General features: G+C 44.6%; 22 protein-coding genes and 2 pseudogenes. 19 read left to right on the forward strand and 5 right to left on the reverse strand.

Annotated features, from left to right (window positions below; all coding sequences use genetic code 11):
* The 5 genes and pseudogenes from AACR11_RS19680 to AACR11_RS19700 all read left to right on the forward strand — a co-directional run.
* Positions 1 to 382 (forward strand): annotated as a pseudogene (locus AACR11_RS19680) (hypothetical protein); the annotation flags it as partial.
* Between the two features lie 12 nt (positions 383 to 394).
* Positions 395 to 839 (forward strand): annotated as a pseudogene (locus AACR11_RS19685) (structural protein).
* Between the two features lie 97 nt (positions 840 to 936).
* Positions 937 to 1,131 carry a hypothetical protein gene (locus tag AACR11_RS19690; RefSeq protein ID WP_079325034.1) on the forward strand — a complete coding sequence of 65 codons (195 nt, stop codon included), beginning with the start codon at positions 937 to 939 and terminating at the stop codon, positions 1,129 to 1,131.
* A 489-nt stretch (positions 1,132 to 1,620) separates the two neighbouring features.
* Positions 1,621 to 1,806 carry a hypothetical protein gene (locus tag AACR11_RS19695; protein ID WP_079325038.1) on the forward strand — a complete coding sequence of 62 codons (186 nt, stop codon included), beginning with the start codon at positions 1,621 to 1,623 and terminating at the stop codon, positions 1,804 to 1,806.
* 94 nt (positions 1,807 to 1,900) lie between these two features.
* Positions 1,901 to 2,530, forward strand: coding sequence for a hypothetical protein (locus AACR11_RS19700; protein ID WP_079325040.1), 630 nt, complete (start codon positions 1,901 to 1,903; stop codon positions 2,528 to 2,530).
* Between the two features lie 2 nt (positions 2,531 to 2,532).
* Here AACR11_RS19700 and AACR11_RS19705 read toward each other — a convergent pair whose 3' ends face one another.
* Positions 2,533 to 3,594 (reverse strand): site-specific integrase, encoded by a 1,062-nt coding sequence (locus AACR11_RS19705; RefSeq protein WP_079325042.1) that lies wholly within the window; start codon positions 3,592 to 3,594, stop codon positions 2,533 to 2,535.
* Between the two features lie 447 nt (positions 3,595 to 4,041).
* On the opposite strand from AACR11_RS19705, the gene repA reads away from it, so the two are divergent.
* Positions 4,042 to 5,010, forward strand: coding sequence for a plasmid replication initiator RepA (gene repA / locus AACR11_RS19710; protein ID WP_223295763.1), 969 nt, complete (start codon positions 4,042 to 4,044; stop codon positions 5,008 to 5,010).
* A 660-nt stretch (positions 5,011 to 5,670) separates the two neighbouring features.
* Positions 5,671 to 5,916 carry a pyocin activator PrtN family protein gene (locus AACR11_RS19715; RefSeq protein ID WP_000351061.1) on the forward strand — a complete coding sequence of 82 codons (246 nt, stop codon included), beginning with the start codon at positions 5,671 to 5,673 and terminating at the stop codon, positions 5,914 to 5,916.
* Positions 5,917 to 7,117: 1,201 nt separating this feature from the next.
* Here AACR11_RS19715 and AACR11_RS19720 read toward each other — a convergent pair.
* Positions 7,118 to 7,687, reverse strand: a complete 570-nt coding sequence (locus AACR11_RS19720) for a competence protein CoiA (RefSeq protein WP_079325048.1) — start codon at positions 7,685 to 7,687, stop codon at positions 7,118 to 7,120.
* A gap of 764 nt (positions 7,688 to 8,451) precedes the next feature.
* On the opposite strand from AACR11_RS19720, the gene AACR11_RS19725 reads away from it, so the two are divergent.
* Both AACR11_RS19725 and AACR11_RS19730 read left to right on the forward strand, forming a co-directional pair.
* Positions 8,452 to 8,580 (forward strand): hypothetical protein, encoded by a 129-nt coding sequence (locus tag AACR11_RS19725; protein WP_017788943.1) that lies wholly within the window; start codon positions 8,452 to 8,454, stop codon positions 8,578 to 8,580.
* A 77-nt stretch (positions 8,581 to 8,657) separates the two neighbouring features.
* The gene (locus AACR11_RS19730; protein WP_445286020.1) at positions 8,658 to 9,662 is read left to right on the forward strand and encodes an integrase domain-containing protein; all 1,005 of its coding nucleotides are present in this window, start codon (positions 8,658 to 8,660) and stop codon (positions 9,660 to 9,662) included.
* Positions 9,663 to 9,961: 299 nt separating this feature from the next.
* Here the strand turns inward: AACR11_RS19730 and AACR11_RS19735 are convergent, their stop codons facing one another.
* Positions 9,962 to 10,438: a hypothetical protein gene (locus tag AACR11_RS19735; protein ID WP_000131758.1), complete on the reverse strand. Its 477-nt coding sequence runs from the start codon at positions 10,436 to 10,438 to the stop codon at positions 9,962 to 9,964.
* A gap of 385 nt (positions 10,439 to 10,823) precedes the next feature.
* On the opposite strand from AACR11_RS19735, the gene AACR11_RS19740 reads away from it, so the two are divergent.
* From AACR11_RS19740 to AACR11_RS19750, 3 genes are all read left to right on the forward strand, one after another.
* Entirely contained in the window at positions 10,824 to 11,246 is a 423-nt protein-coding gene (locus tag AACR11_RS19740; RefSeq protein WP_000220974.1) for a hypothetical protein, read from the forward strand.
* 417 nt (positions 11,247 to 11,663) lie between these two features.
* Positions 11,664 to 11,972: a hypothetical protein gene (locus AACR11_RS19745; RefSeq protein WP_001277004.1), complete on the forward strand. Its 309-nt coding sequence runs from the start codon at positions 11,664 to 11,666 to the stop codon at positions 11,970 to 11,972.
* 146 nt (positions 11,973 to 12,118) lie between these two features.
* On the forward strand, positions 12,119 to 12,400 hold the full coding sequence (locus AACR11_RS19750) for a hypothetical protein (RefSeq protein ID WP_000116150.1): 282 nt from the start codon (positions 12,119 to 12,121) through the stop codon (positions 12,398 to 12,400).
* Positions 12,401 to 12,442: 42 nt separating this feature from the next.
* On the opposite strand, the gene AACR11_RS19755 is transcribed toward AACR11_RS19750, so the two are convergent.
* Entirely contained in the window at positions 12,443 to 13,156 is a 714-nt protein-coding gene (locus AACR11_RS19755) for a hypothetical protein (protein ID WP_000988730.1), read from the reverse strand.
* Positions 13,157 to 13,219: 63 nt separating this feature from the next.
* A complete protein-coding gene (locus AACR11_RS19760; RefSeq protein ID WP_001015844.1) occupies positions 13,220 to 14,077 on the reverse strand; it encodes a hypothetical protein in 858 nt (285 codons plus the stop codon).
* A gap of 222 nt (positions 14,078 to 14,299) precedes the next feature.
* Between AACR11_RS19760 and AACR11_RS19765 the strand changes: the two genes are divergently transcribed.
* The 7 genes from AACR11_RS19765 to traN all read left to right on the forward strand — a co-directional run bounded on the left by AACR11_RS19765 (position 14,300) and on the right by traN (position 24,355).
* Positions 14,300 to 15,670, forward strand: a complete 1,371-nt coding sequence (locus AACR11_RS19765) for a conjugal transfer protein TraH (RefSeq protein WP_077672077.1) — start codon at positions 14,300 to 14,302, stop codon at positions 15,668 to 15,670.
* On the forward strand, positions 15,667 to 19,125 hold the full coding sequence (locus AACR11_RS19770) for a conjugal transfer protein TraG N-terminal domain-containing protein (RefSeq protein WP_079325050.1): 3,459 nt from the start codon (positions 15,667 to 15,669) through the stop codon (positions 19,123 to 19,125). The genes AACR11_RS19765 and AACR11_RS19770 overlap by 4 nt, the downstream gene beginning before the upstream one ends.
* 361 nt (positions 19,126 to 19,486) lie before the next feature.
* Positions 19,487 to 19,828 carry a hypothetical protein gene (locus AACR11_RS19775; RefSeq protein WP_079325052.1) on the forward strand — a complete coding sequence of 114 codons (342 nt, stop codon included), beginning with the start codon at positions 19,487 to 19,489 and terminating at the stop codon, positions 19,826 to 19,828.
* Positions 19,829 to 19,917: 89 nt separating this feature from the next.
* The gene (locus AACR11_RS19780) at positions 19,918 to 20,166 is read left to right on the forward strand and encodes a hypothetical protein (protein WP_077672958.1); all 249 of its coding nucleotides are present in this window, start codon (positions 19,918 to 19,920) and stop codon (positions 20,164 to 20,166) included.
* A 150-nt stretch (positions 20,167 to 20,316) separates the two neighbouring features.
* Positions 20,317 to 20,937 carry a hypothetical protein gene (locus tag AACR11_RS19785; protein ID WP_000128321.1) on the forward strand — a complete coding sequence of 207 codons (621 nt, stop codon included), beginning with the start codon at positions 20,317 to 20,319 and terminating at the stop codon, positions 20,935 to 20,937.
* Positions 20,938 to 20,971: 34 nt separating this feature from the next.
* Positions 20,972 to 21,484, forward strand: coding sequence for a FlhC family transcriptional regulator (locus tag AACR11_RS19790; protein ID WP_236111104.1), 513 nt, complete (start codon positions 20,972 to 20,974; stop codon positions 21,482 to 21,484).
* A 90-nt stretch (positions 21,485 to 21,574) separates the two neighbouring features.
* Positions 21,575 to 24,355 (forward strand): conjugal transfer mating pair stabilization protein TraN, encoded by a 2,781-nt coding sequence (gene traN / locus AACR11_RS19795; protein WP_079325054.1) that lies wholly within the window; start codon positions 21,575 to 21,577, stop codon positions 24,353 to 24,355.
* Positions 24,356 to 24,946: the final 591 nt, after the last annotated feature.

Consider the following 24,946-nt stretch of genomic DNA (forward strand, 5'->3'; position numbering starts at 1 on the left):
ATTGGGTTTTTACATTGTGCTGGCAGATGAGCAGGGCAACGTCATCAAGAATGACGGCTACCTAAGAAAGCTTGAGCTAAAAAGTACAACCGTTCACGGCAAAGCCTCAGAACTAGGGCAGCGTGTCACCGTTAATGAAACGGGCATTTTGCTGATTGGTAAAGATACCATCAAAGATAAGCAAAAGGTCTTTCCTCACCTGTTGATCCAAGCTGACCCTGTGTACGCCGCTGATAGTGGCAGAACCAATAAAGGCATTGTGAGTGATTTATACCTTCACAGTGGCGATGTCGCGATTATTGGTTTGGATGTGTCATCGATAGACCTGACGCTCTTGCCGCGTGAGCCGAGCTCAGAGTCGGGTTCACCAGTACCCAATTAACAGGGAGGTGTTATGGCTCGCAAGCTCATTATCACCATCATTGCTGTCATCTTAATTTTCTCTCTGTATCAGGGGCAAAAGATTATGAAATCACAACTCAATCGCGGTATTCGCAATAACAACCCGCTCAACATTCGCATTAGTGGCAACGCTTGGACGGGGAAGGTAACGCCTTCGAAAGATAAGGCATTTGAAACCTTCTCGGATTCAAAATACGGCTTTCGTGCGGCGGCGAAACTCATCCGCAACTATCAGAACCTGTATGGGCTAAATACGCTGTCAGGCATCATTCACCGATGGGCGCCAGCCAGCGATAACAACGATACGGATAACTACATTCAGTTTGTGTCCGGTAAGTTGGGTGTAAATCGAAATGCACCTTTGAACCTGTATGATTATGGAAGTGGGGCGTTATTACTCACTGAGTGATGCCGCCGAAGGGGTAGCACTCGCATGACCAAACAAGAAGTAACGCAAAAGTTAGTGGTTGGGATTCTGACCGCTTTAATTAGCGCTTATATCTGGAAGCGCATCAACGGTTAGGAGCCAACATCATGAAAATAGATTTGAAACAACCATCAACGAAGAAAGGGATTGCTTTACTCGGTGCGGGTATCGCATTGGCAACGGGGCACCCTGAACTATTAACCGCAAGTGTGACACCAGAAGGTGTGCAAATGGGTGGTTTGATTGGTGTGGCTGTGCCAATGCTGCTTGGCTTGTGGGAAACCATTCGAGATGAATTATAGCTAAAGGATGCCTATGGTGGATATGCAAATCCTTCCTATACTCACGGAACTAGGTTTAAAACCTACAGAGCTATTTGTATTAGCCCTTTTATGGCAAAACATCAAAAACATGAGAGGGATATTGGACAAGCTTGTTGACAAAGTGAATGAATTAGAGCGAAAAACTATCATAAATGATAAAGAAACGTACTGATTTAAGCTTGCTATGAAATGGGCATGGTGCTATACATAAAAAGGTGATGCATGTCACATATTTTCAATATATAGAAGCTAGACCACATTTTATTTTAGATGCACATATTGGTAGGCATGCATAACCTGATACTAGATATAGTATCAACAGAGGCTAAAAGGTGATCTAGATCAGTTTTTCCTAGGATGGACAGCATGTTCTGGTGGTTTTATAGTCGGTTTATGCGATAGACAGGGATGGAAACCTTCTATAGAATCGCCGACTAATTTTTAATCAGTCCAACAAGGAGGGCGCTTATGGCAAAAAGCAAAGCTAATAATACTCAACGTCGCCCCGTCGTTTTATCTAAAGAAAAACGTCTAGAGCTCATTGCACAGTCTCTGCAAAACTTAGACTTCACAGATGCGCGACCAAATAGTATTACTATTCCTGAATCCTTACGACGAATGACACGCTCCTTTGAGTGTCTGATTGATGCATAATCTATAAGCAGTGTGTTTCACTGAATCATATAAACAATGTTATAATAGCGCCCAGATATTCATCTGGGCGTTTTTGCTTTTAGGGAGCTGCATTTTGTCAGAGAAACGATGGGTTTTTAGAGAACTAGTTGAAAACAACAAAGATTACCTTGGTTTGATGTCCTATGCTCTCTATAAACACGAAAAAGACGAGACCGCTAATGGATTGCGAGAATCAGGAAAAACAGATGAAGAAGTTGAAGAACAACTAAGAGCTTTTCATAACCAAGTGTTAATGAGTGATGCTAGGCTTACAAGTTATAAACATCAGGCCGCAAGCTTGATTGATATTGCTTTGACTCAATCTGTAAGAACCATCGAACAACATTTTGCGGAGCTTGAGGATTCCTTGAAAGCAGAGCACTACGCTAAAATGAATGAATTAGAAAAAAAAGAAAAGGAACTGGCGACTGAAAGGAAACAGTTTGAACGTTTCAAAGGCAAAGTGCGTACTGAGATTGTTAACCAAATTAAAGCTTCCTCTCAAGATTACAAGAAGCCATCTCTACTAGTTAGAAGTGGTATGTGGCTGTGGAGCGGTTTCAGTGGAATGGTAGCAAGTGTACTCGTAATGGTCATTACTCTAGGGTTACTTACATTAGGTAACCCCGAGTCAAAGCACCAACTTGTCGTTAATTTTGTTAAGAGTCTAACTTCTCTAATCACAGGTGGTCCAGTCAGTTAGATTTACTTTTTATGAAGTAAGTGAGGGAATAACTGAGTATAAACCTGCCAAAGAATATTGAGATTTCTGTGCCCAGTAACTTGGGCAACTTCCTCTATCGAAAAGCCCTTCTCAAACAATCGACTTGCACCTTCTCGTCTTAAATCGTGATACCTCAGATCAGTAATCCCTAAGCTATCTCTCACTCGCTGAAAGCCAGCGCTGACACTCTTGGAGTTATAGGGAAAGATTAAGGCTCCGGTTTTAGGCTGCCTTGTAGCAATATCGAAGGACTCAGCTAAAAGAGGGACAATCATGTGATTACCTTGCTTCTTTCTTGGGTCTTTACGGTTTCGAACCAGTATCGTTTTGTGTTCGGTGTTGAGGTCTTCCCATCGTAAAGAGCAAACTTCTCCAATGCGCATACAAGTTAGAATGCTGAAGTCTAAAATATCGATGAAAGGGATACGGGTCTTTCCATTTGGTCTATACGCTTGCCTCTCAAGTAGCCCTTCTCTCAGTCTGTCTAGCTCGTTACTTGTTGGGCGTCTGGTTCGTCTCTGACTGCGTCCAATTAAGCCCATATCGACAAGGACAGACACTGCCTCATTGAAGATTTCGTGGTTAGCGCTGATGTTAAACACAGGACTTGCTTTTTTCATGACAGATCGCAAGTAAGCCACATCGTGATAAATGGTGGCGGGCTGGGCTCCGGCACCTTTTCTATTGCGGCAATGCTCTATAAGGTCACTAACTTTTAACTGGTCACTTTGAATCTGAGCAATATCGCAATCTCTTAGCATGCGTATTACGTATTGCTTTGTGCGTCCAGTTTTATCCCATAAGTCTCTGTCACCAATGAACATATCGAGCAGTACGTATAGCGGTACGGATTTTTGATGAGAGAAGTTCGGATCTTCAAGCTCACTCACCCGCTTTAATGCGTAAGTTCTAGCGAGCTCTTTTTTCCTGAATGTTTTCGATTCCCTGTGTATAATCGCCGAATTCTTTTTGACTACTATGTCCACTGTGAAGCGTGGTTCACCGCTTTTTAGTGTTCTTTTTTTAATGCTAAATGACGCCATTGTCCTACTCCTGCGATACGTACTATATGCGTACTGAGTGGATTAATTGGGGGCAATTCTAGCAAGTTGCTGTATATATATACAGTATATAGATTTCGAGTAACACCTTATGAAACCTGACAATACTAGTAAATACGCGGCTAACCGCTTATCTGTTGCACCCATGTTGGATGGGAGTGATTGTTTGCTTAAGGCTCTGAAATAATTGTGTTTTTTCTTTTTGAGGGACACGTAAGGGGGCACGTTCACTTTCACATGTGAAAGTGGGACAGATAGCTACGCTAATCAAAGACTTGATGACAGATAAAACAAAACCCGCTGATAACGGAGTTGGCGCTCCTCGCGGGTTTAGTCTTTCATTCGAGGATTAGTGTAGCAAAATGTGGATTTTTAACAAGTCAAATTTGTTGAGATTGCACTACTTCTCCAGAGCGGAGAAGTGCCAAGGTGTATTCTAATAACGTAAAATTAGCAGGAAGGGGAGCGAGCTCTCACTCCAATGGCTTGTGTTGTAAAAGTACCAAACGCAAGAGAGGAACTCACAGCACCTGTTGCTTAAACCCAAAGCCCGTTTACGTCCGTCCTGCATCTTGGAAGAATTTACCGGGTGAGCTGGGTAAAACGTTCAACTTCTGTCGTAAGCGCGACATTTCCCGTGATCCTCACTTTGTCCACTTGCGTCAGGCCGCAGGCCGTCAGCGAGACTTCAAAGACGTGCGTCGCAATCTCATCAACCCGATGTTTCAAATGCTGCTTTCACGCCATGATCTGGCTACAGGTATCGTGGAACTCGATCTGGAAGATATGGCCGCCGAACTATCCAAAATGTGGGTAACAGACCCGGAAACAGGTGAGCAATACATCACTGAAAGCAAAGTAACCGTAAGTCGGATCAGCCGCTTCATTGATGAAGTCATGATCCCGTTTGGCCTCTGTTACGTTCACGCTGATGGTGATGAATCCAACCCGAAAAGCGGCATGGTATGGGATCAGGCTAATGGCTTTTGGTTCCCTAAAGTTCTGGTGCTTACTAGCGAGTTTTACCGCCTTGCGGGGGCTGATTTAGATAAACTTTACACTCAGGCTGATGAGCAACTGGCTTTGCGTAATAGTGGACTCACTGAGGCGGGCGAGGTTATCACCCTAAGAGAAGCGCGTAACCGTAAGCGTAAACAAATTTTCAAACGTGCATGGGATGCCCGCAAACAGAACGCTGGCGCTCAACGCCGCCGCAACAAGCTGGCATCCAAGAGCTTGGACGAACGCAAGCATGAAGTGGCTACGGCACTTACCAAGTCTATGCCTGCCCATGAGCTTGCCCAGCTAAGCAGTGAGCAGTTCAATAAGCTAGTTTGGGAACGCCTGAACAGCATGGATATAGGCATTAGTCACCGGCCACCTGATACCATTCAATAAATTCAATCGGATTAAACCTAACCGGGCACATGCCCGGTGTTTGTCGTTCCTGTAAGCGAAGATCCGGCAAGATCTCCCCACCTTTTAACTTTACCCCCTCTTATTATTGATGCGTTCAGGGGCATTCTGCGGCCTTCCTTGTGGATTATTTTTGTTATCCACTCTTATCTGCAAGCGGGTAGATTAGTTTATCTGCGACCATAACGAAGTTATGCGCAAAACCCGCTCTTTCATATCTTTCTAATAAATACATATATATTTCTATATCTCACTTTCTGTGAGTTATGAGGAAAAGAAAATAATGCCTGGCCATTTCCTAGCTAAAGCTAGGGGCCAGTGATACCCCCTCCGCCCCCAAGGGGGAACCCCTCGCCGCCGGGGACTCAGGAGGATGGCGCGGCCTTCGGCCTAAAGCCAACCTCCTAAGTCAAGGCTATTACGTTCCAATCCAGTCAAGGGGTGGCCGCTTTAGCTCATAGAGCGCGTTTAGTTCATTTTTCCATAGCAGGGCAAGGCTGGCGCTTTAAAGCCCGGAGAACGGCCACTGGAACCCTTGACAGGCTTTCCACTTAAAAAACGTCTCTAAGTGCCTAGAAAGGGCAGATCCGCGGTATGTCTCGCATGTTGAAATAAACGAAAATGATGGCGTTTAGTTGAGGAATGGATATTGGTCTTTCTATGAATACACTTTTTTTACTGATGGCGGAATTTAATACACCAGTTGTACCTTTAGGACAAATATGTGAGAAATATTTTGGCTTAGCGCCACGTACTGCGAAAGATCGCGCCACGGCAAATCGATTACCTATCCCAGCTTGGCGTGAGTCGCAAAAGGCGGAGTATTTAGTTAGCTTAATTGACTTAGCTAATTACATCGATGAAAAACGGAAAGAGGTAAACATGTGAATACGAAAACTAGATTGAAATTTTCTTTGATTACGAGGGATGAGGCTATTACAGAGACTCCAAATAAACAGTATTTTTCAACAAGCTTTAGTTCACTTTAAGAACTAGATATGTAGTACTTTTGTAAAGTGGTGCTGAATAATGTTGAAAGATGCTCCTGTATTGCATTTTGTTATCGAGAAGAAAAGCCACTCTTAGATGCTCCACATCACAGGTAGTTAGAATCGAGCGTAGCCAACCAGCAAGCGAAGTATCTAATAGAGCGTCGCAGTTGGTAAACCAAACCCAAGTCGGTTGTTCATTGTTCCTGATGATATTTAAGATTTGTGACGAATTTCTATAATTCACCCCTAAGGTAAGAAGGTCAATGTAAACCGTATTTACACCTATTCTATGATTAATTTCATTGTACGTTTCCTGGAGCGTTTCGCCACACTCATTGGTGAACGTATGGAGCCTCATAATGCTCAACAGCCAGCATCCATGTATTAAGCGTTCTGCCGAACCTACGGGCCACATATCAAGATTAGGGGGAAAAGACTGTCGAGTTGCGTTGTATCTCAAGCTATCACCTCTATCAATCATAGCCTGTGTAATAAATAACAAATGGCTTCAAGGTTTCAATGACCTAAATTTTTATAAAATAGCTCATAATTGAGCTACTTGATTTGCTCTCTAGCCCAAGCTTTACCGTTAAAGAGTAAAGTCTGCGGCTTCATAAGTTATTTTCTTTAAGCATACAGCCCTTATTTTGACTGCATTCAGATTTATGCCCAATGGTATGTTTCTTAGTATTCTTTGGTAGCACTGTTTTCGTTGCTCATTTGTGGCTCCTGGCCAATTTCCTGCCTTATAGCCATCAACTATCTTGTACGATGCTGTTTTTCCTTTTCCTTCTTTCGTTAAAAATCCAACACCTTCCCAAGCTCCTAATAGGGCTGCTACTTGCGCTTGGCTTTTAGGGGTTCCTATCCCATTCATTAATCGCGATTTTTCTATTGACGATGTTGTAGCCCAGCATTGAAGTGTAGCAAATAGTAAGCGGTGAATGAGTGTATAAGAGAGCATTGTTTGATTCGGCATTCTTTGTCTATCCGCAGGGAGCATTGGGTAATTAAATTCGCTAGAATTTTCAATCGATAGCGACCACCAAAAGGAGGTGAAAAATTTAGGTTCAGAGCTTCCATATCTCACAGCTTTTTCACTTGGCTGAATGTTCGACCAGCTTTTCGTAATCAATGGTGTGGCACTCACCCAGTTTTTCGTAGCACCATTGGCGATTTTTTTGGGTATTTGCCTGCTTCCCAAGCCACCAAGTAACGTCAATTCCTGCTTTTCTGTAATCATTCGTTCTCTCCTCTAACTCATTGGGTGTGATCGCACTTAACTGAACTTCATGGGCAACAACCCATCCATTAGGGAAGATAAAAGCAACATCAATGATTCGCTTTATGGATTCAACAGGACATTCGAGCTCTACACGTGCATTGCTATACTCATCAAGATCTTTGGCTAAGTCTCTTGAAAGGAGCTCTTTAAAGAATAAGTGTTCGGGACTTTCTGGATGATGTTTGTATTCTCCTTTGCACTCATTTGATAGGTGCATGAAGTGTATTTTGGGTACTCTTATTCTAGAGTTTCCTCTGATCACCAATTCCTCTTTACAGTATCGACATACTATTTGACCTCGTTTAAATATTGCTCTCGGGTCTTCGTAGTTAAGGATGTTGACACGTTTGTCATTAACCGTGTCATGTCCAATAAACGGCATATGTATTTTCCTTCGCAGCGTAGCTTCATGTTTCTCATGTCAAAATACTATCTCAAGATAGTATTTTGATTACGGCAACAGGTATGTTTGTATGTGTATGTTTGAGAGCCCTCGAAAAGTTGCTTTTGGATTAACAGTTGTGACGATAGGACTGAAAATTACGTCGAAAAGCAACCTAAAAAGCCTCTTTTGATAGCAGTTGACACACAGACTAACGAAACTATCATAAAAGATGGAATACCGCTCAAAGTCGGTCGTTGATAGCTAGTCATCGTTACCAAGAAATAGCATAAACCACTTCAAAATACTTACAGCCGAATGGCTCTACATAGTTAACCCATCTGGGGGATGTGACCCCTGATAGGGCACCCCTCCGCCTGAAATCTAACAGAACGGAGGAAACATCATGTTTCTATTCTTATTGTTTGCAGCGTTGTGCTGCTGCATTGCTGTATGCGTTTTGCGCTGCACAATGCTTCTTACCTGTGATCAGCCAAAGGTCTCAGCTTCTAGGCTCCCTCCTGAGTCAGTCAAAAATGCTCGATCTCCTCCTGAGCAACAACCTGTAACTGATGTTGCTATTGCTGTGGAGCTGATGCTTCGCCCCCGTCTCTGTCTACCGTCAGGGAACAGAGACGGGGGGCGAGCCACCCGACGAAAGCCTTGCGCCTCAACGGCGCTAGGCTTTCGACCCGCGCGGGGAAACGCGCGAAAAATCCCGGCTTCGCCGGGTCCTTTCCAGTATTGGGAAGGAATCAGAGACGATGACATCAGCCGGATCTGCCGTCAGTTTGCCATTTCAGGCAGGCCAGACGGTTGAGAGCAGAGCCCCTGCCATAGCAATGTTTGGTCGTAATAAAGTAGACGTGGGCATCGTCTTATCTGCCCTTTGAAGCGGCGAGAACCGCTTAGCCAGCAGCACGCAGAGCTGCCATCAAAAACTGCATATCACTTAACACCAGTTAGGGGCATGGCTAATGAGGACAGAACAACTAAGAGGGGAGCATCAGTGCGATGTGAACGAACGAATCCGGATGCCAAAAACTTTGGCCTTAAAAGTCGTGACATGGGCTATGCCGGGTTAAATGCGCTGAAAGAAGAGTACAAGTCATTTGAGTCTATTAGCACGATCCATGACCGCTGGAATGTATTTTGCTCCTGGGTCAAAGCTGAACAGGGAATTAAAGATCTTAGAAAAGTTGAAGTTTCACACTTAATGCAGTACGCGGATCATTTAAGAGATCGTTTTGAAAATGGTGAGATAAAAGCATCAACTGCACAAAACTATTTAAGTGCGGTTAATAGAGTAATGGAAATCGCTCGTGGAGATAATAAGGTTCGTGTTGATCCAGTAAAACAAGGTGATTTACCTAAGCGGAGTGGCATTAGTGAAGGGGACAAAAGTATTTCTCAGGAGCGTCACGATAAAGCAACTTACATTGCAACTGAGCGAACTGGAGCATTGTTAAATTTGCAACGAGAACTAGGTCTCAGGTTTGAAGAGTCTGCAAAATTGAATGCAGATAAAGCTCTGGCTCAAGCCCAGAGTAAAGGATGTGTAGAAATAAGAGACGGAACGAAAGGAGGTCGCCCTCGTTTTGTTCCTATTTTTGAGCAATCACAAATTAAAGCGCTAGAGCATGCCAGGGATATTCAAAATGGTCGCAGTATGATCCCAGCCGAACAGAGCTATAAAGAGTTTCGGCAGGATGCTTACAAAGAAGCGGCAAGATTGGGTGTTAAATTCCACGGTGAGCGTCATGCGTATGCTCAAAATAGGTATGAGAAATTATCTGGTGTGAAATGTCCAGTCAAAGCGGGAATAAAACATGGCAACGCACATCTTAAATATATTTCCAGAGAAAAGGGAATTAGCGTTGAAACAGCAAAGTCTCTTGATCGTGAGGTCAGGATGCAAATAGCAAGAGAACTGGGTCACGGTCGTGTCGACGTGACAAATTCGTACTTGGGGTGAGCGGATATGGAAAAATGGATTAAAGAACGGTCGCATTCATATCTACGCCACGGTGGTAAGCAGACAAGGAGAGCTCAGATCCGGCTGCTGGTAAATGCGTGCAATGACATTGCGGCCAATGAACCAGGGGTGAGTACACCACCTCAAATCGGTCGGGCACATATCCACCGATACTATGCCAGAAAGTCAGATCTGACACAGAAAACACTGGCAACTCACTTTTATGCTTTTCGTGTGCTCTGGCAGGTGCTGCTAAAGCGCCCCGGAGATCCACCGAGACCTCCGGAACTGTGAATTGATTACATGAAGTAGATGTCACGCTCACGGTTAAATTCACGAAGGATAGATGATGCTTCGGAAGGGTGTTCCATCGGCGTGAGCAGAGTTTTCCAGAACTCTTCGTCAAACGAACGCTCCAGGTACAAGTAACGGCAAATCTTGATGAGATCGACGCGATCCCATTCACTACCATAGCCACCGTGAACGCCTAGCTCATCTTCCAGGGCATAGAAAGTCAGTTCTTCTTTGGCGTCCCATGCTGTACATAAGCGATCAAATAGCCGTTGCACTTTGTCTTTTGGGGTCTTGAAGAACTCGGCATAGGGTTCATGAGGCATCCTGATCACACTGCCATCGGTGTCTTGTAGGAGCGGATAGGTGCCAGACTCCCAAGCGTGCAGGTAAGAGTCAGAAAACTCGTTATGATGCACGCCCAGATTCATGATTTGCAGGCGCTGCTGGATGAACAGTGCTTCCATTGCTGTATTGTCGGTCATAGGTACTCCAGAGGTTAATTATCCCTATGTTATATGGAGGGTAAAGTTGCTGATTTCAATGACGGACTGGATTCACTTTCACATGTGAAAGTCGCTGTTCTGACTGAGCTGAGACGTAATTGGTGTTCAAATGGGGTTAATCGCTTTCTTGGGGGGAGGGATGCTGAACAGTTTGTCGCCCCAAAAGGGCAGCTGGAGCGATTTGTCTAAGTAGGACAAGCTGTTATCTTGGAAGCTCATTCAGCTCTTGTAGCTCATAAGTGCGATAGCTGGTCGCCAAAAACAAACAGCAAACTAACTTTGAACCCACTCGGGAGCTAATCCCGTGTGGGGATAGCTCCCTAGATTGGTAATATTGAAAAACCTTACAAAGGAGTGTTTAAACATGACATATCATTTACATCTTAACTTTGAAAACAAAGAGTATTTTTATTCCGAGCAAGCTTGGTCAACTCAAGAGACAATCCAAGGCCTTCTTCTTCCTATCTCAGCGCACCGTTGCGCAGAGGATAAAGAAGTTGTGAGTGCTATTGATGAAGTTAAATCTTTGATAGATGAAGTGCTAATCAAAGTTGATGTTGAGTGGAACGACTGGATGACCCAAAAGCCGACAATTATTTATCAGGACGGCGTTAAGTCTCTGATTTCTAAATTGCAGAAGGAGTTTTTTATCAACTCATTCTGGGCTTATTTTAACGGTAAGAAATGTACCGCCCAGGCAAAACTGAGCCTTGAGGAGGAATTTCTTACTGAGCTGAAGCAGCTTGAACATGAGGGCACCTTTATTTTTAAAGGTGTAGATAATTAAACGGCTTTGTGCCCGTGAGGCCATAAGTTAAACGGGTGCTAGAGATTACGATGCAGCGCATGTTGTAATAGTTTCTTTAGTGTGACCGGAATAATCAAAGGGCCAGCTTGTCTGGCCCTTTGCTACTTTTTACTGTGGTCACTTTTGGAAGTTTGTACCTCTATAACTACCCCCGTAAAAACGGTACTGAGTAATCGTTGCGTTCAGGAACTTTCACATGTGAAAGTGCGCCTAAAAAGGGCAGTTGGAGCGATTTGTCTAAGTAGAACAGCCTGTTATCTTGGAAGTTCATTCAGCTCTTGTAGCTGATGAGTGCGATAGCTGGTCGCCAAAAACAAACAGCAAGTTAACTTTTTGAACCCACTCGGGAGCTAATCCCTTGTGGGGATAGCTCCCTCAAAAATATGAGGTGAAGCTATGTCTGCAACCACTTTCTTCTTAATTATGATCGTTACCGTCGCACTGTTTTCGGTTTCAGCATCTCTGCTCGCTCGCGGAATGCTGTATATGCTCAAAGCTGCGTTTGGTCTTTTTAAGAAGCGGCCTGTAAAGGCCGTTATGCCTACCCAAGTGAGTGACAACTCTGTTGTTGGTGAGTGGCTCAGCCGCGAGCCTAAAGCTCACAAAACGCCTTGCGCTTTCATCGAGTCTGCGCCGATTGACGGCCAGATCGTTCGTGGAACACGCCACTTATCAGGGGTTAAGCGCTGCCTAGAGGTGTCCTAATAAGTCTGTTCTATTTGAATGTTGAGGAAGTTACGATGCAACGACTGATTTTAGTCTATTAGTCGATAAATTAATTAAATCAAATGCAACCCTGCCGGGAAAAATCCCGGTGGGGATTCCCGGCCTAACCGTATTAGGAGACTGTTATGTCGGTACAAACTCAATGCGTTATGCGCAAGTATGATGTTGTTGGCACTATGTTTTACGCTTTCAACAATCACAAACATCAGGAACTGTTTTCAGAGACGATTTCAGCGACATCTCACGATGAAGCTGAAAACCGTTATCGGGAGTTGGTTACTGAACAATGTGAAATGCGGTCGCTGGAACTGGATCGAATCGAACTGAAATTTGTTATCGACTTGGATGCTGCTGAAAGCGGTGAATCCTGGGAGAAAGCGTTCGGTGTCGATGAAGCTGCTCATTGATCGTGAAAAAAGCCGGGTTTCCCGGCTTTTTTCGTTTCTGATTTAGCGTTCGTAGATGGTGACAAGTGTTCTAATGCCCTGATCATTTAGTACAAGGAAGTAGAGCTCACTGCTCGGATGGCCCCATTCCTCAATATTGTCAGCGGTGCCGTACTTTTGGGTTTTGCGACGACGCTCTCGTTCCGCAAGAGGGTAAATGCGAAGCTCCGGGTTCTGGATGCGTTTGACCAGTGACAGCCACGGGGCTTTGGGCTTGCCTGAGGTTATCCGCTCGCTGTATCGTGATACAGCGTGAGCTGTTACCAAGACCGTGCCCATTGCAGGTGTTTCGATAGCATCAAAGGTGCCTGCATATCGCTTTCGTTCAGCCAGCAGTAGTTCTGTAGCCTCTTCCTCAATGTTGGCCATGTACTCTGTTTTAGTGGAGACCTCGATCTGCACTCCTGCCAAACGAGATTGTAGGAAGGCCGAAAACTTTTGGGCGCACTTTTTGTCAGATCTTCCCCGTGCCAGTTTCTTGATGGCACCTTTTGATACAACCAGTTTGTAGCCTCTTCCTGTTCCTGGGACTCGGCCAAAAACTTGTTTTTCGAGCAGCAGGTAGCGAATGGCGCATAACTCGCAGAGTAGGGCGCTATCGTTGCTTTCAAAATCGAGGGTGACATTGAGTATGCCTTTTCGTTGGGTACCCACACGCCAAAATACTCGGCTCTGAATGCTACTAAGTTGTTCTGATACGGTCGTTAATGTCATCATAATTTTGTTTCCATTGAGGAACTGGTATGCAGCGTTGCCAGTTCCGCCCTTATATGGTTTCAGTTAGCTTTGAGGAGTTACGAACATAAGCTGTTGACCATGTTCATAAAGCACCGGATAAGGTAGTGTTTGCCCATCCTTAAAGACGGTATTAGGAGGAAAGTACATAGCTGACCATGCAGGGAGGTTGGCACTTAACTGCCGATAGAATTCATCTACCGGAAAGGAAACCTTTTCAGTTGTCTGCTGGAAAATAATTCGGCTGTATTGACTAGGGTGATTAGAATCTAGAATAAAACTTGCACCTGGCCCAGAAGTGATAAACTCAGGTGTTTGCCAATCATTTATCCGAGCAACGTGAGTTGCAATTACGCAATGCTCAGGTTTGCAGCCGAACTGAGGCGCATCCACTGTCCATATATTGATATCCCAGCCATTCAGTTTTGGCATCGTAATACCTTTATCGGCCAGTTTTTCAACGATCATTCCCATATTCTGGGCTGTATTTATTAGGCTTGCATCCACAAGTTCCTCGAACTTGATACGTGCATCATCTGTATTAGTAGCTTCTGTTTTGGGCATCCAGGCCATTAACGATGGGCGAGCGGACGGGTTATCAGGTGTCGCCATGATATTTCCTGCATTGAATGCTAGAGTCTGAGCGCCAGTCATCCCAGACAATGGCGCATCGAGTGAAGTTAGTAGGGCTGTTGCATTTAGTGCGCGAAGCAAAAGTGATTTTTTGTAGGAGTTAGTACCATCTGAGGAGTCTTGTAAATCTTGATCGTAAATCCCGCCAGCTCTAGCAATGTTTAGTGCTCTACTCTGTTGTGTATCGTATTGCTTTGGTGATACAGCACAGCCGTTTAAAAAGAGGCTGCAAATGATAGTTGATAATAACAGTGTCAATTTGTGGTTCATTCGTCATTCTCCATTTTGTGAGATTTATTTCATATATAACATCTCATGGAAAACCATAAACGCAAGTCTAAGAAAGTGGCTTTTTCAAATGTTTTTAACCTGTCACGAAAGAACAATTTAAAGTTAATCCCGATTGCTCCCAAAGTGGGCAATTAGAGCGCTAAGGAATAGCGCTAATGATTGAGAAAATAGAAACTCAAATTCGGATGGAGAGTTTCTATTATGCGGAAAACAATTTTGGCGGCGATTATCGCTGCATCGACAGTAACCGCCCCGGTTTCCGCCGGGGGACTACAGTCTGAAATGGATCGCTTATTCAATGAAATGAGCAATACCACTTTGCCTGGTGTTCATGAGTCACAGCGTCGCGGAGTCTTCACTGGGGGGCGCTATACCGTTAAGTCACGCATCTATGAGCAGAACCTTGTTTCCTTTACTCCACCATCCTGGAAGGCGGGATGTGGTGGGGTTGATATGTTTGGCGGGTCGTTCTCATTTATTAACGCTGAGCAGCTAGTCACGATGATGCGAGCAGTTGCGGCCAACGCGAAAGGTTATGCGTTCCAGTTGGCTCTGGATAACGTTTTCCCGGATGGAGCGAAGTGGATGGAGAACTTTCAGAAAAAGGTTCAAGCATTAAACCAGCACTTAGCGAATAGCTGCCAATTGGCGCAAGGGATTGTTAATGACGCGACGTCAGCATTTGATATTCAGCATAAAACCAAGGCATCTATAAAGGCAACGGGGGCTGGGCTTTATGACGATATGTTCGGTTCGGTACAAGAACAAGACGGGGAAACTCCACTACGGAAATTGAAGAATAACGATCCAACCAAATATCAAGAAATGATCGGTAATATTGTTTGGAAGCAACTGAAAGTTAACTCTGTAAGTACCTGGTTTCAATATGGTGACACTGCCCTGCTTGAGGCGATGCTTTCACTTACTGGTTCGGTGATCGTTGGCGATTTGGTGGCAGATGCCAGTGGAGGTGATACCAACCCTGTCTCACGCCTCCCAGGAGGCTTAGTCTCCCTTTCAGATCTTGTAGGCGGCGGTCAAGTTAAAATCTATGACTGTGACGATGATTGCTTGGCTCCAGCGAGAAAAACTGTCACCTTAACTAGCGTTCGTCAAAAAATTTATGAAGCGCTCACAGGAACAGATTCTCGACCAGGAATCATTTTCAAGTATAGAAGTAATATTGGTCCAATCACTTCCGATGAGCAAGCACTGATCACAAACCTTCCAGCCTCAGTAGGCACAATTATTCGTAACTTGGCTGCTCTTTCTGACAGTGTTGCTAATTCATTTGCAGATGAAAGTGCTACTGTTATTGCCAATGCGATCGTGTACGACCTAGCGACACAGATGATTTCCGCGGCAGAATTAGCAGTATCTAATGCCGACTCACCGCATAAAAATGAGGTAATGGGTCAGTTAGAGCGAGCGCGTATAAACATCGAGAACGAACATCGGCAGATGGTCGAGCAGTACGGTTCAGTCAGTGAGATTGTGACTCGCTACAACCAAATCATAAAAAATGTTCAGGCGCAACGTCTCAGCCTCACCAGCTCTAGGGGAGGTGCATGATGCCTGAGTTTACGATTTATAGCATCGGTGATTCGGAACTACTAGAGCAGGTACTGATTGCCGTTGCGATGATCACTGGGACGAATGACTTCACTAAAATGGCTTCCATCGGTCTTCTGGTGTCCGTGGTTATTGTGTGCGTTAAGGGGGTAGTACAGGGAGGGCGTGGTATTGAGATCCAGCAGGTGCTTATCGGCTGGATTGTATATGCAATGTTTTTCGGGGCATCAGCTCTGGTCAAAATCGAGGATGCCTACACTGGTGATGTCCGTGTTGTTGCCAACGTACCCTTGGGACCAGCCGCGATTGGGGGAATGATCTCGAATATCGGCTATGTCCTGACCGACAAGTTCGAGACCGGGTTTGCGACTATTACACCTCAGATAACGCGGAAAGGGTTTCTGTCCTCATTAGAGTTGATCAGTGCGCAACGCCAGCTTGCGGGAAATGCCGCACTCTGGGCTAGCTGGGATAGTGCTGTCGGAGGTGGCTCAGCAGACATGCAGCGTAGCTGGCGAAACTACGTTGCTGACTGTACCGCTATCCGTTATCAGTTGGCTGACGTATCCGAATCGAATTTGAAGAATCTGACCTGGCGCGAGGCATTGCGCTTTTCGTCAACGGTCTATGGTACTGAGGTTTTTGTGTCACCTAGTGGGTCGACAACTCCAAATTGTACTGACGCCTGGACTGATCTAATGGTTGCCACGGATACGGCATTCGACTCTGGAACTTCTCATGAATCGATCAATTACCTACTGGGTCTGACTGTCGCTGGTACAAGTGGCGTTAATCCTGTGGCGGAAACAAACAACGCGCTTAATGACCTGTCGGCAACAGGAATCATTAGCTCTGACATGCTTAAGGCAGCGATCCTAACCCCGGTGCTAACCGAGGGCATGGGGCAATATTACGAGTCCATACAGCAAGGGACTGCCTCACTGATGATTGAGCAGGCGGTGCAGCAGCGAAATACTCAGTGGACTGCGGAGCAATCGGTATTTGCTACTGTTGTCAGGCCGATGCTGACATTTATCGAAGCTCTGGTATACGCCATTGTGCCGCTAATGGGGCTGCTCATCGTGCTGGGAATGATGGGGATTCAACTGGTCTTTAAATACTTTATGACGTTGATCTGGATTCAGCTATGGATGCCAGTTTTGGCTGTGGTGAATCTCTTTATCTATAATCGCAGCACTGCCTCCTTACAGGACTACATCACTTCTGGCGGTGATCCAACAAGCTTCGAGGGGATTCTTCACGTAACGGATATGATGAGCAATGATCTTGCTGTAGGTGGAATGATGGCTTCTGCCATACCAGTCCTTACTTTGTTCATTGTTTCTGGGTCAATTTACTCACTGAACTCTCTGGCTGGCCGCATGAGTGGTGGTGATCATATCAATGAGAAGATCTCTTCCCCTGACTTACTGCAACCTGCGCCGTTAGCCCAACAAATGCCAGCCCACGCTTTCAATGCTCTTCAGGGCGGCTTACAGGGAGGTGCTAATGGCCTAATTGATAAAATGAATTTCTCTAAAATGTCTTCTGAAATGGTAAGCAGTGGACATGCAAGAGCTGCGGTTGCCCAAGACGCTTTTCAGAATCAGCTCTCGAACTCATTCTTCTCTGGGAATAGTGCTGACAAGTCCTATCAACGACTCCAGAGTTTTGGGCAGATGCTGAGGGCATCTGATAGCAGTCAAGCCAAAGCGATAGTGAATGCTGGTCAACAGTACGCTAAAGAGCATGGCCTTGATGGATCTCAGACCAACGCAGTTATTGGTGCGATTGGTGCCAGAATGAGTGCTGGCGTGGATGCAGGAAAGTTGGTTTCAACTTTAATGGGGCCAGCTGGTTCGGTTGCCAGAAAAGCTGCTAAAGCGGCTGGAGCAGAAAATCCTGTAGATATGAGAGGAGACCTCAGTGCAAATGCTGAAACCCGCTCAACTGCCGCAAGAACTCAAATGACGAAGGATTTGGATCGAATTGCTAATGACATTGGATTCTCCAAGGATGATACAGCAGCACTGACCAATGATGTTGCTAATCAGATTAGTGACGATAAAACGCAGCGGTTTACTGAGTCTGTTGGTGAGGATCAGCGTCGTGGACTGACTCATACTGCCTCCCAGATGCTGACTGCTCAGGATACCTATCAGCGATTAGCAAGTGCTCAAGAAGTGCTGGGCAGTGTGACGTCAGTAGACATGCAAGCTATTGCTGGATCGGTTTTGAGTGATCAGGCGTCAATGGCGAATTTGAGCCAATACATGCGGCAGGCTCCTAGTGAGTTACGCCAGGCCGCAACTAATCGAGCACGACATTATAAAGGTCTTGGTATGGACGGAGACCGGGCTTCAGTGGGTGGGGCTCTGTATGCGATGCTTAACTCAGAAGATTTGCAACATAGAACTCAGGCAGCGGAAATTGTTGCAGGAACAATTGGAGCTAAAAACCCGATTGCAAATGCCAGCGAGGCGCAAAGGCACAGCCATTTAGATAGCGGGGCTCCCCAAATAGATAGCACACTAATCACCCAAGGGGAGAAAAACTTGAACGCCCCTAAATTGATGACAGCTGAGCAGAAAGCCAAACCTAAAACGGATCTTCCCGGAGGAGATAGCGATGTTTATGCCGCTCACGGTGAGAACCTGGATAACGTAAACGCGCAACACGGTCAAAATCGGAGCGATTTTACAGTGCAACGTTTAGGGGAGCTACGCAACCGCATTATGGCTAATGATGTTGCTCCCTCAACTTCATCTCAGGTTTTCGCTACAGCCGAAGGAGCTGGCCGATTTATCGAGAAATTATTTGGTGGAGCAGGAGCTGCTGTAGATGGCTTCTCTGATAATTTTGGAAGTTCAATGGGTCGTCTTGCCAGTATGACCTCTGAGCAGCGTGATCAATTCATTGAAGATGCTAAGCGTGGTGATGAATACGTTGAGCAGGAATGGGGGGTTGCAGGTAAGGCATTAACAGGAATGGCTTCCCTTGGTCGCGGTATTATGGGAGCGGGCGTATCAGGATACAACGCAGCTAAAGAGTGGCTGACTGGTGAATCGGATCTCTCCGAAGCAGCTAAAGGAATGAGTCTCCAGGAGAGAGGGATGTTTTTTGCGTCAGCATTGGCTGCTGCTAGTGAACACAGTGTTGAAGCTGCGGAACAGTTTGTTGAGCAATATGGTGATGAGTTTAGGAGTATGGCTACGGTTGCCGGGGCCGAAGCCGGGCTCAATCAAACAGGTGCTCAGTTGTTCGCGGCTTCATTGACAGGGGATGATCAGCAAGTCGCCAACTTGAGGGAGCAGATGCGAACTGAGGTTGGCGACACTGAACTTGCTGACCGTATGAGCGACATCATCCAGACTTCCGCAGACGCGGGTAAAGATCAAGCTGCTGGGTATCTTAATCCAGTGGCGCGATATATGAGTGTAAGCAGAGGTCAGTAGGTTCTTTCAACTGAGCTAATGTGCGGATCGTATGGGTGCTCATTCGGTCCGTAACAGTAGCTTGATGACCAAGATTGAGTGTCTCTGAGACTGTTTGTTGTGTATCTATTTTCAATATTATTAACATTCAGTATTGAAGATGCTGAGCGGCCATTGAGCCATTGTGCATAGAAGCACACGGCAATGATTAAAACAATCAGACCCAAAATTCCGGCTACTTTGACACAAAAGAACAAAGCAGCCATGAAGGCTGAAAACTTAATTGTTTCTCTGAACATTACTGATCCTCTATTAATTTAGATGTCCCTAATTGACATTTAACATGGAATTTATTTTTGTCAATGCGAGTGGAGGAATTTAGATGATAAATAAAAATAGAGATTTAGGTTATTTACTTGAAGAACTTAAAATACAAATGATCAGGGGGAGAGGTCCCTGGCTTGTAGGAAGAGTATCGCTTGAATATGAGGGAAAAGTGATTGTGGTAAGCGGGAAAGCCCTAGAGCTTATGTTGGAAAAAACACGGTCTATATTGTCGATGATACATGTTCGGGCGACTATCATCGCTGGACAAAGACGGAATCCTTTTCTCTTGTATTCAAAGGAGTATGAGAAATTATTTCTCATCATAGTGAAAGAGAATGAAGAATGCTTAGTTTTAAGAGACAAAATAAGATCGGACTATAAAATTAAAAGACCATAAAATGATTTCATAAAAAAATATCATGTGTGTTTTTTGATCTCCCACTTGACCCTCAAACGGGAAAGTATAAATTTATATCTAGGTTATTTATGAAACATGTTGATTTATTAAAAATGTTCCGTCAGAACAAAGTTGAAATTGTAATTCTTAGGGAAGTCAGAAAAAACTATTTTCAGATTGAAGTTAACGCTGAGATTCTTATTTCAAAAAGAGGAGGTAGGCGCGAATTGAAAATTGAGACAGCTAAAAAATATTTGGAACAGCTAGGGTGTGAAAAATTTGTCGTATTACTAAAGGATGAAAATAATGAAGAGGTTAATTTATTGGGTAGGAGTTAGCTATACGCTGGGTGTAGCAGCAACTGTAACATTCAGCGGTATTGAGACAAAGCAATGGTTATATGCATTAGCGTTTCCGGCCGTTGTTACAGCACTGTTTATTGCTCGTCCTAGCTTAGTCAGAAAAAACTGATAGAGGAGAGCGTTTCAATGACATGTAATAGCAGCTCCTTGATTCCGAAAATGATAGATCATGCTCAAAAGAGTTTTGGCGTAGCCCGATTTAATGAAAACGTATTTGAATTTGATCTGTGTCTATGGACGCTTTTGAAAAGCCTGTCCAGCCTTTATCCGAAAGAAGTCTCCGAGCAATTTTCTCTTCCATTGGATACTGTGGCCGCTTTGGCTTCGGCAAGCGAAAGTCAACTCAAACTGTTGTCATCTGGTGCCATAATCTCCTTCAAACTCTCTGGTTGTGAAAAGGACTACATCGAGTACCTAGAAGGTCACTATGATCACGTCAGCCTTATAAATAATCAGGATGCAGGGCTCAGCTCCGCCTATTGGCTGCTCATGGGCCGAATAGCACATGACAATACGGACATAGCAGCCCAGATATTTGATGTAACTACATCCCTAACCAAATCGGTGGCCGCAGCCACCGACAACCAGCTTCGTAGCTTAGCCTGTGACAAGGATATGCCATTCGTAATCCGTTTCTCTCCCGAACTGGTGAAAGAAATTCTGGAGAGTGACGAATGCCACGTTACTCATCTCATCTTAAAAAAACATCAACAATCTTTAAGCACTGGAGGCAGATATGAGCTGTAACAGTAACTTGTCACGATGGGGCATAGCTAGGAATATGGCACTCATAGGCTACATAAGCCAAATTATCATGATCGAAACCGGGCTCACTTATAAGCAGATTCGCAGATTATACAAAGAACTCAAAGATGAAGGACTTACGATCCGTAGGAAGAGCCACAAAGTTCGTGGTGGTGCAACAATTATCCATAGTCACACCTCAAAGATAGAAGCATCACTGCTAATGCAGCTCTATTTTAATATCACAGGAAAAGCAGCATTGCGATCTATCAACATCAATACTCTTCATTCTGCGTATAAACTTTACAGCGCAGTCAGAAGTGAAACGCTTGGTATGCATGGAGCGCGCTGGCAGATGCTAGATATTACAGACGCATGGTGTTTAGCCCAAGAGCTGCGGTCTGGTGAAGCGATGATAGAGACATGTCCTAGCTGTAAGTGCAATTACTTTACATCAGTGAATCAACGAACATCTGTGAATTGCCCTTTCTGCTTAAGCTCACCACAAGCTAGTAGCACAAAAAAAGAAGCAACGATTACGACAGTTTGATGCCAAATACACCCCAAATGGGCAATTACAGGTGCGTAAGAATTTTAAATACTGAAATAGCATGAACCATTGAAAACGGAGGTATCATCTATGGTTCATCACCCCACATCAAGGTTTATCTCGTGTGTGCTTATTGTCACAATGTCACTGTTGCCAACCCACGGATATACAAATCAACCAACAAATCCTGCTAAGACTGGTCGAGAAGCTCAAAATTTTGGTCTTGAAATGGCCGCAGAGTTTGAGCAGCCCTCATATGAGGCTGGCAATGTTCACTTTAGCGGCGGTGAAGCCATCAATGTGAATGATCTTTTCCCTGGCACATCAGGCCAGAACGATGATCCGTTAAGTGACTATTTTGCAGACGGTACACAACCTAATGTGGACGCCCTGAAAAATATCTGGGACTCCAGTGATGGGATGGATGATGTAGGGAGCAACACTAAAAGCTCCCTGTGGCATGATGCTAACAGCGATAACCCTTCGGTTTCTGGAGCTGCTTATAAGGTTCTCCTCGATGCCACGAACCAGTCCAAGCCCGATTTCAGCAATGATCCGTTGATGAATCTTAGCCGAGAGACCTACGACAATATCGACATAATAGCCGAGGGGTTTGGGGATTGTTCGGCTGAAACCATTATCAAAGATAAAACCATTAAGTCACATGTGCCTGATTATTATACATGTGACCGACTGTATAAGCCTAAAGGTAACTGTGCTATCACTCATACGATAGAGATTGCCGCAGAGCCAGCTGATATTGTCTTTCTTATTGATAATTCGGGTTCAATGGGTGGGGTCATTCACGATTTAAGGAACAACGTAGGGGCTTTTGCTCAATTGCTAACACAAGATGGTAGTGATGATTTAAGGCTTGGAGGTGCTGTTTACAGGCACAGTGATTATATCTTTAATCGTGTGGAATTGACTCCGGATTTTAACGCTTTTAAAACTTGGCTAGATGGCGTGAATGCAGCTAGCGCACCTACTTACCCATTTGATGCTATTACATGGGCTGCGAATCATTACCAATGGCGTGGAGGGGATATTCGAAAGGTTCTTGTGTTAGTGGGGAACGATGATTCCGCTGGAAATAAGTCAGCAGCAATCTCTGCACTAGCTTCAAATCAAGTAGAGCTTTTTTCTTTTCACAACAGTGGGGAAGTAAAGAGCATTGGTACACCATTAGCTGATTACTTCTCAGGGCCTTTACTTTTAAAGTTTGCGCAGAATCTTACCGTTGTCTCCGATAGATGGACGCCTCAAAGTTGCATTGAGAATGGGATTGCTTCATTAGAGGAGTTCTGTACGGGTTCTTATAGTGCTTCACCATCTAATGATGATACGTGCGTAATGCTTTCTGGCTTCCAAGTATGTAAAGGCGATCCTGTTTATAATTTACTTGGTGAACCGCCTTTGCCCAATGTACCGAAGTTAGCTGCACGAGTAGATGTCTCACAATTAGAATGTTCATTTAACCAGGGGCAAGGAACTTGTTGGTTCGATAAAGATGGCAACGAGCAATGTCTGGAAAATTACCAAGATATTGAGCAGTGTAAAAAATATGAAGATAACCCCCAATGTGGTTTCATTAGCTCAGAGTGTGTTGATGGAGCGAGAGGCTCACAAGGTAACTGTTATGTGCATGAAGAGAAATATGATTGTGGTTACGATGTAGAAGTACCTAGCTTAGAAAAAGAAACCGAGTATTCATGTGGTGGGCCAATCCGATGTATGGGGGATGATTGCCTTGATATAAACAAAACTCAGAGTGCTGATTTTGCAAGAGCTTCTGCATTGTTAAATGCGGCACAGTTCATGACTCAGGATATGAGCTGTGAAGATATTACAGGAGAGAACAACACATATTGTAAAGCGTTTAGCGGTGATCAAGGCGAGTGTAAGGTAGCGGTTGGCGGTGCTCAGGATTGTTGTGAAAAGCCTAGCGGCTTATCGATGGGGGATTATCTCACACTTATCATGTCAGTGCCGAAACTGGACGGTGCAATTCTTTCTCTTCAAGATGGCAGTGCAATAAAAGGTGCATATCAGGCTATCCGTGATCCTGCTATAAGTGGGTGGACAGAGATAACGAAACCTTTCACGTCTTATATGGAAAATATTACAGGTGCTATTGATAACTTTACTAAGCCAATAACCGACTTAGCTAAAGAGGCTATCCAAGCGTTAAAGGATGAAATCGCCAAAATTACAGGTAAGGCTCTTGGTAATGCATCTGCTACGGGGAGCACAGGTGTTGCTGTTGATGCACCCGAGGGGATGATGGAACAAATAGTCGGAGAACAAGCGGCGAGTATGCTCAGCGGCATTATGGCCGCATATACCGCTTACGTAGTGGCAATGATGATCATTCAGATTGTGTGGAAATGTGAAGAAGAAGAATTTGAGCTTAATGCAAAAAGAGCTTTGAATAGTTGCCATCAGGTTGGGTCATATTGCAAAACAAAAGTGCTTGGTGCTTGTATCGAGAAGCGCCAAACTTACTGTTGTTTCAGTTCGCCATTATCAAAAATTATCCAGCAACAAATCAGACCGCAGTTGGGGCTGAGTTGGGGTTCTGCGAAGGCTCCTCAATGTGACGGCATTCCTTTGAACCGTTTGGCTGAGGTTGACTGGGAGCAAGTAAACCTCGATGAATGGTTAGGATTGTTACAGGCGAATGGTAAGTTTCCAGAGTCATCTGCGATTGACCTTGATAGCTTAACTGGTGCTGGGAGTATTTTTAATACCGATGGCACTCGTTTGAATGCTGAGGATAGAGTTCATGCTCGCCTAGAGGGAGTTGATCTGGAAAAGGTTCGTAAGGATACAGCGGATTCAATCTTGCTGGACAAAGGAGCTGGGAACTAACAATTATAGATATGCGTCTGTGTTACTCTGAAATGACTAGTGCAGGCAAAGGGGGAACTATGGAATTATGGATTTGGTTGATTGGTCTTATCGCCACGATCGCCAGTGTCGGGGGGGTGTTTTGGTACGCAGGGCACTACCAAAGTAAGCCGAAACGGGATGTCTCTAAATGATCTCTAGAGTTAGGTATCGTGTTGTTTTCGGCAACCCTACTCGATATCTTTTCAAGCGGTAAGTTAATAAGTTCAGTTGCTTATAGTTAATTAGGGGCAGTACCAAGTGTACCGTTTTTAACTGTACCGTCTGGCTGGTACAGTTTTCAGCATTTACTTGTGGCTGGAATTTATACCACCCCTTGTAGCTTAAGCAACTTCGAGATATTTGGACTTACACCTAGTTTGGTGAAACTGTACCGATTCGCGACAAAACGGTACACCAACTCCTTGGGGTAACTGTACCGGTCGCTGATTCATTTGAGTCAACAATGCTGACTTGCAAAACAAACGAGGGTTTTCTTTCCAGGATAGGCTTCTTTCTCATTTCCTCAAGAAAGCTAAGTTTCTTGTAAATAAATCCGTAAATTAATCAATG

Source organism: Vibrio sp. L85 (assembly GCF_963871815.1).
GTDB lineage: Bacteria > Pseudomonadota > Gammaproteobacteria > Enterobacterales > Vibrionaceae > Vibrio > Vibrio harveyi.

Bases quoted from the DNA above. Each gene is read 5' to 3' on its own strand.
- AACR11_RS19770 (WP_079325050.1), top strand. From the start codon at position 15,667: ATGATGCCTGAGTTTACGATTTATAGCATCGGTGATTCGGAACTACTA.
- AACR11_RS19760 (WP_001015844.1), bottom strand. From the start codon at position 14,077: ATGAACCACAAATTGACACTGTTATTATCAACTATCATTTGCAGCCTC.
- AACR11_RS19750 (WP_000116150.1), top strand. From the start codon at position 12,119: ATGTCGGTACAAACTCAATGCGTTATGCGCAAGTATGATGTTGTTGGC.
- AACR11_RS19740 (WP_000220974.1), top strand. From the start codon at position 10,824: ATGACATATCATTTACATCTTAACTTTGAAAACAAAGAGTATTTTTAT.
- AACR11_RS19705 (WP_079325042.1), bottom strand. From the start codon at position 3,594: ATGGCGTCATTTAGCATTAAAAAAAGAACACTAAAAAGCGGTGAACCA.
- AACR11_RS19695 (WP_079325038.1), top strand. From the start codon at position 1,621: ATGGCAAAAAGCAAAGCTAATAATACTCAACGTCGCCCCGTCGTTTTA.
- AACR11_RS19725 (WP_017788943.1), top strand. From the start codon at position 8,452: ATGACATCAGCCGGATCTGCCGTCAGTTTGCCATTTCAGGCAGGCCAG.
- AACR11_RS19755 (WP_000988730.1), bottom strand. From the start codon at position 13,156: ATGATGACATTAACGACCGTATCAGAACAACTTAGTAGCATTCAGAGC.
- AACR11_RS19790 (WP_236111104.1), top strand. From the start codon at position 20,972: ATGGCACTCATAGGCTACATAAGCCAAATTATCATGATCGAAACCGGG.
- AACR11_RS19690 (WP_079325034.1), top strand. From the start codon at position 937: ATGAAAATAGATTTGAAACAACCATCAACGAAGAAAGGGATTGCTTTA.
- AACR11_RS19780 (WP_077672958.1), top strand. From the start codon at position 19,918: ATGAAACATGTTGATTTATTAAAAATGTTCCGTCAGAACAAAGTTGAA.
- AACR11_RS19735 (WP_000131758.1), bottom strand. From the start codon at position 10,438: ATGACCGACAATACAGCAATGGAAGCACTGTTCATCCAGCAGCGCCTG.
- AACR11_RS19720 (WP_079325048.1), bottom strand. From the start codon at position 7,687: ATGCCGTTTATTGGACATGACACGGTTAATGACAAACGTGTCAACATC.
- AACR11_RS19775 (WP_079325052.1), top strand. From the start codon at position 19,487: ATGATAAATAAAAATAGAGATTTAGGTTATTTACTTGAAGAACTTAAA.
- AACR11_RS19745 (WP_001277004.1), top strand. From the start codon at position 11,664: ATGTCTGCAACCACTTTCTTCTTAATTATGATCGTTACCGTCGCACTG.
- AACR11_RS19765 (WP_077672077.1), top strand. From the start codon at position 14,300: ATGCGGAAAACAATTTTGGCGGCGATTATCGCTGCATCGACAGTAACC.
- AACR11_RS19785 (WP_000128321.1), top strand. From the start codon at position 20,317: ATGACATGTAATAGCAGCTCCTTGATTCCGAAAATGATAGATCATGCT.
- AACR11_RS19730 (WP_445286020.1), top strand. From the start codon at position 8,658: ATGGCTAATGAGGACAGAACAACTAAGAGGGGAGCATCAGTGCGATGT.
- traN (WP_079325054.1), top strand. From the start codon at position 21,575: ATGGTTCATCACCCCACATCAAGGTTTATCTCGTGTGTGCTTATTGTC.
- AACR11_RS19715 (WP_000351061.1), top strand. From the start codon at position 5,671: ATGGATATTGGTCTTTCTATGAATACACTTTTTTTACTGATGGCGGAA.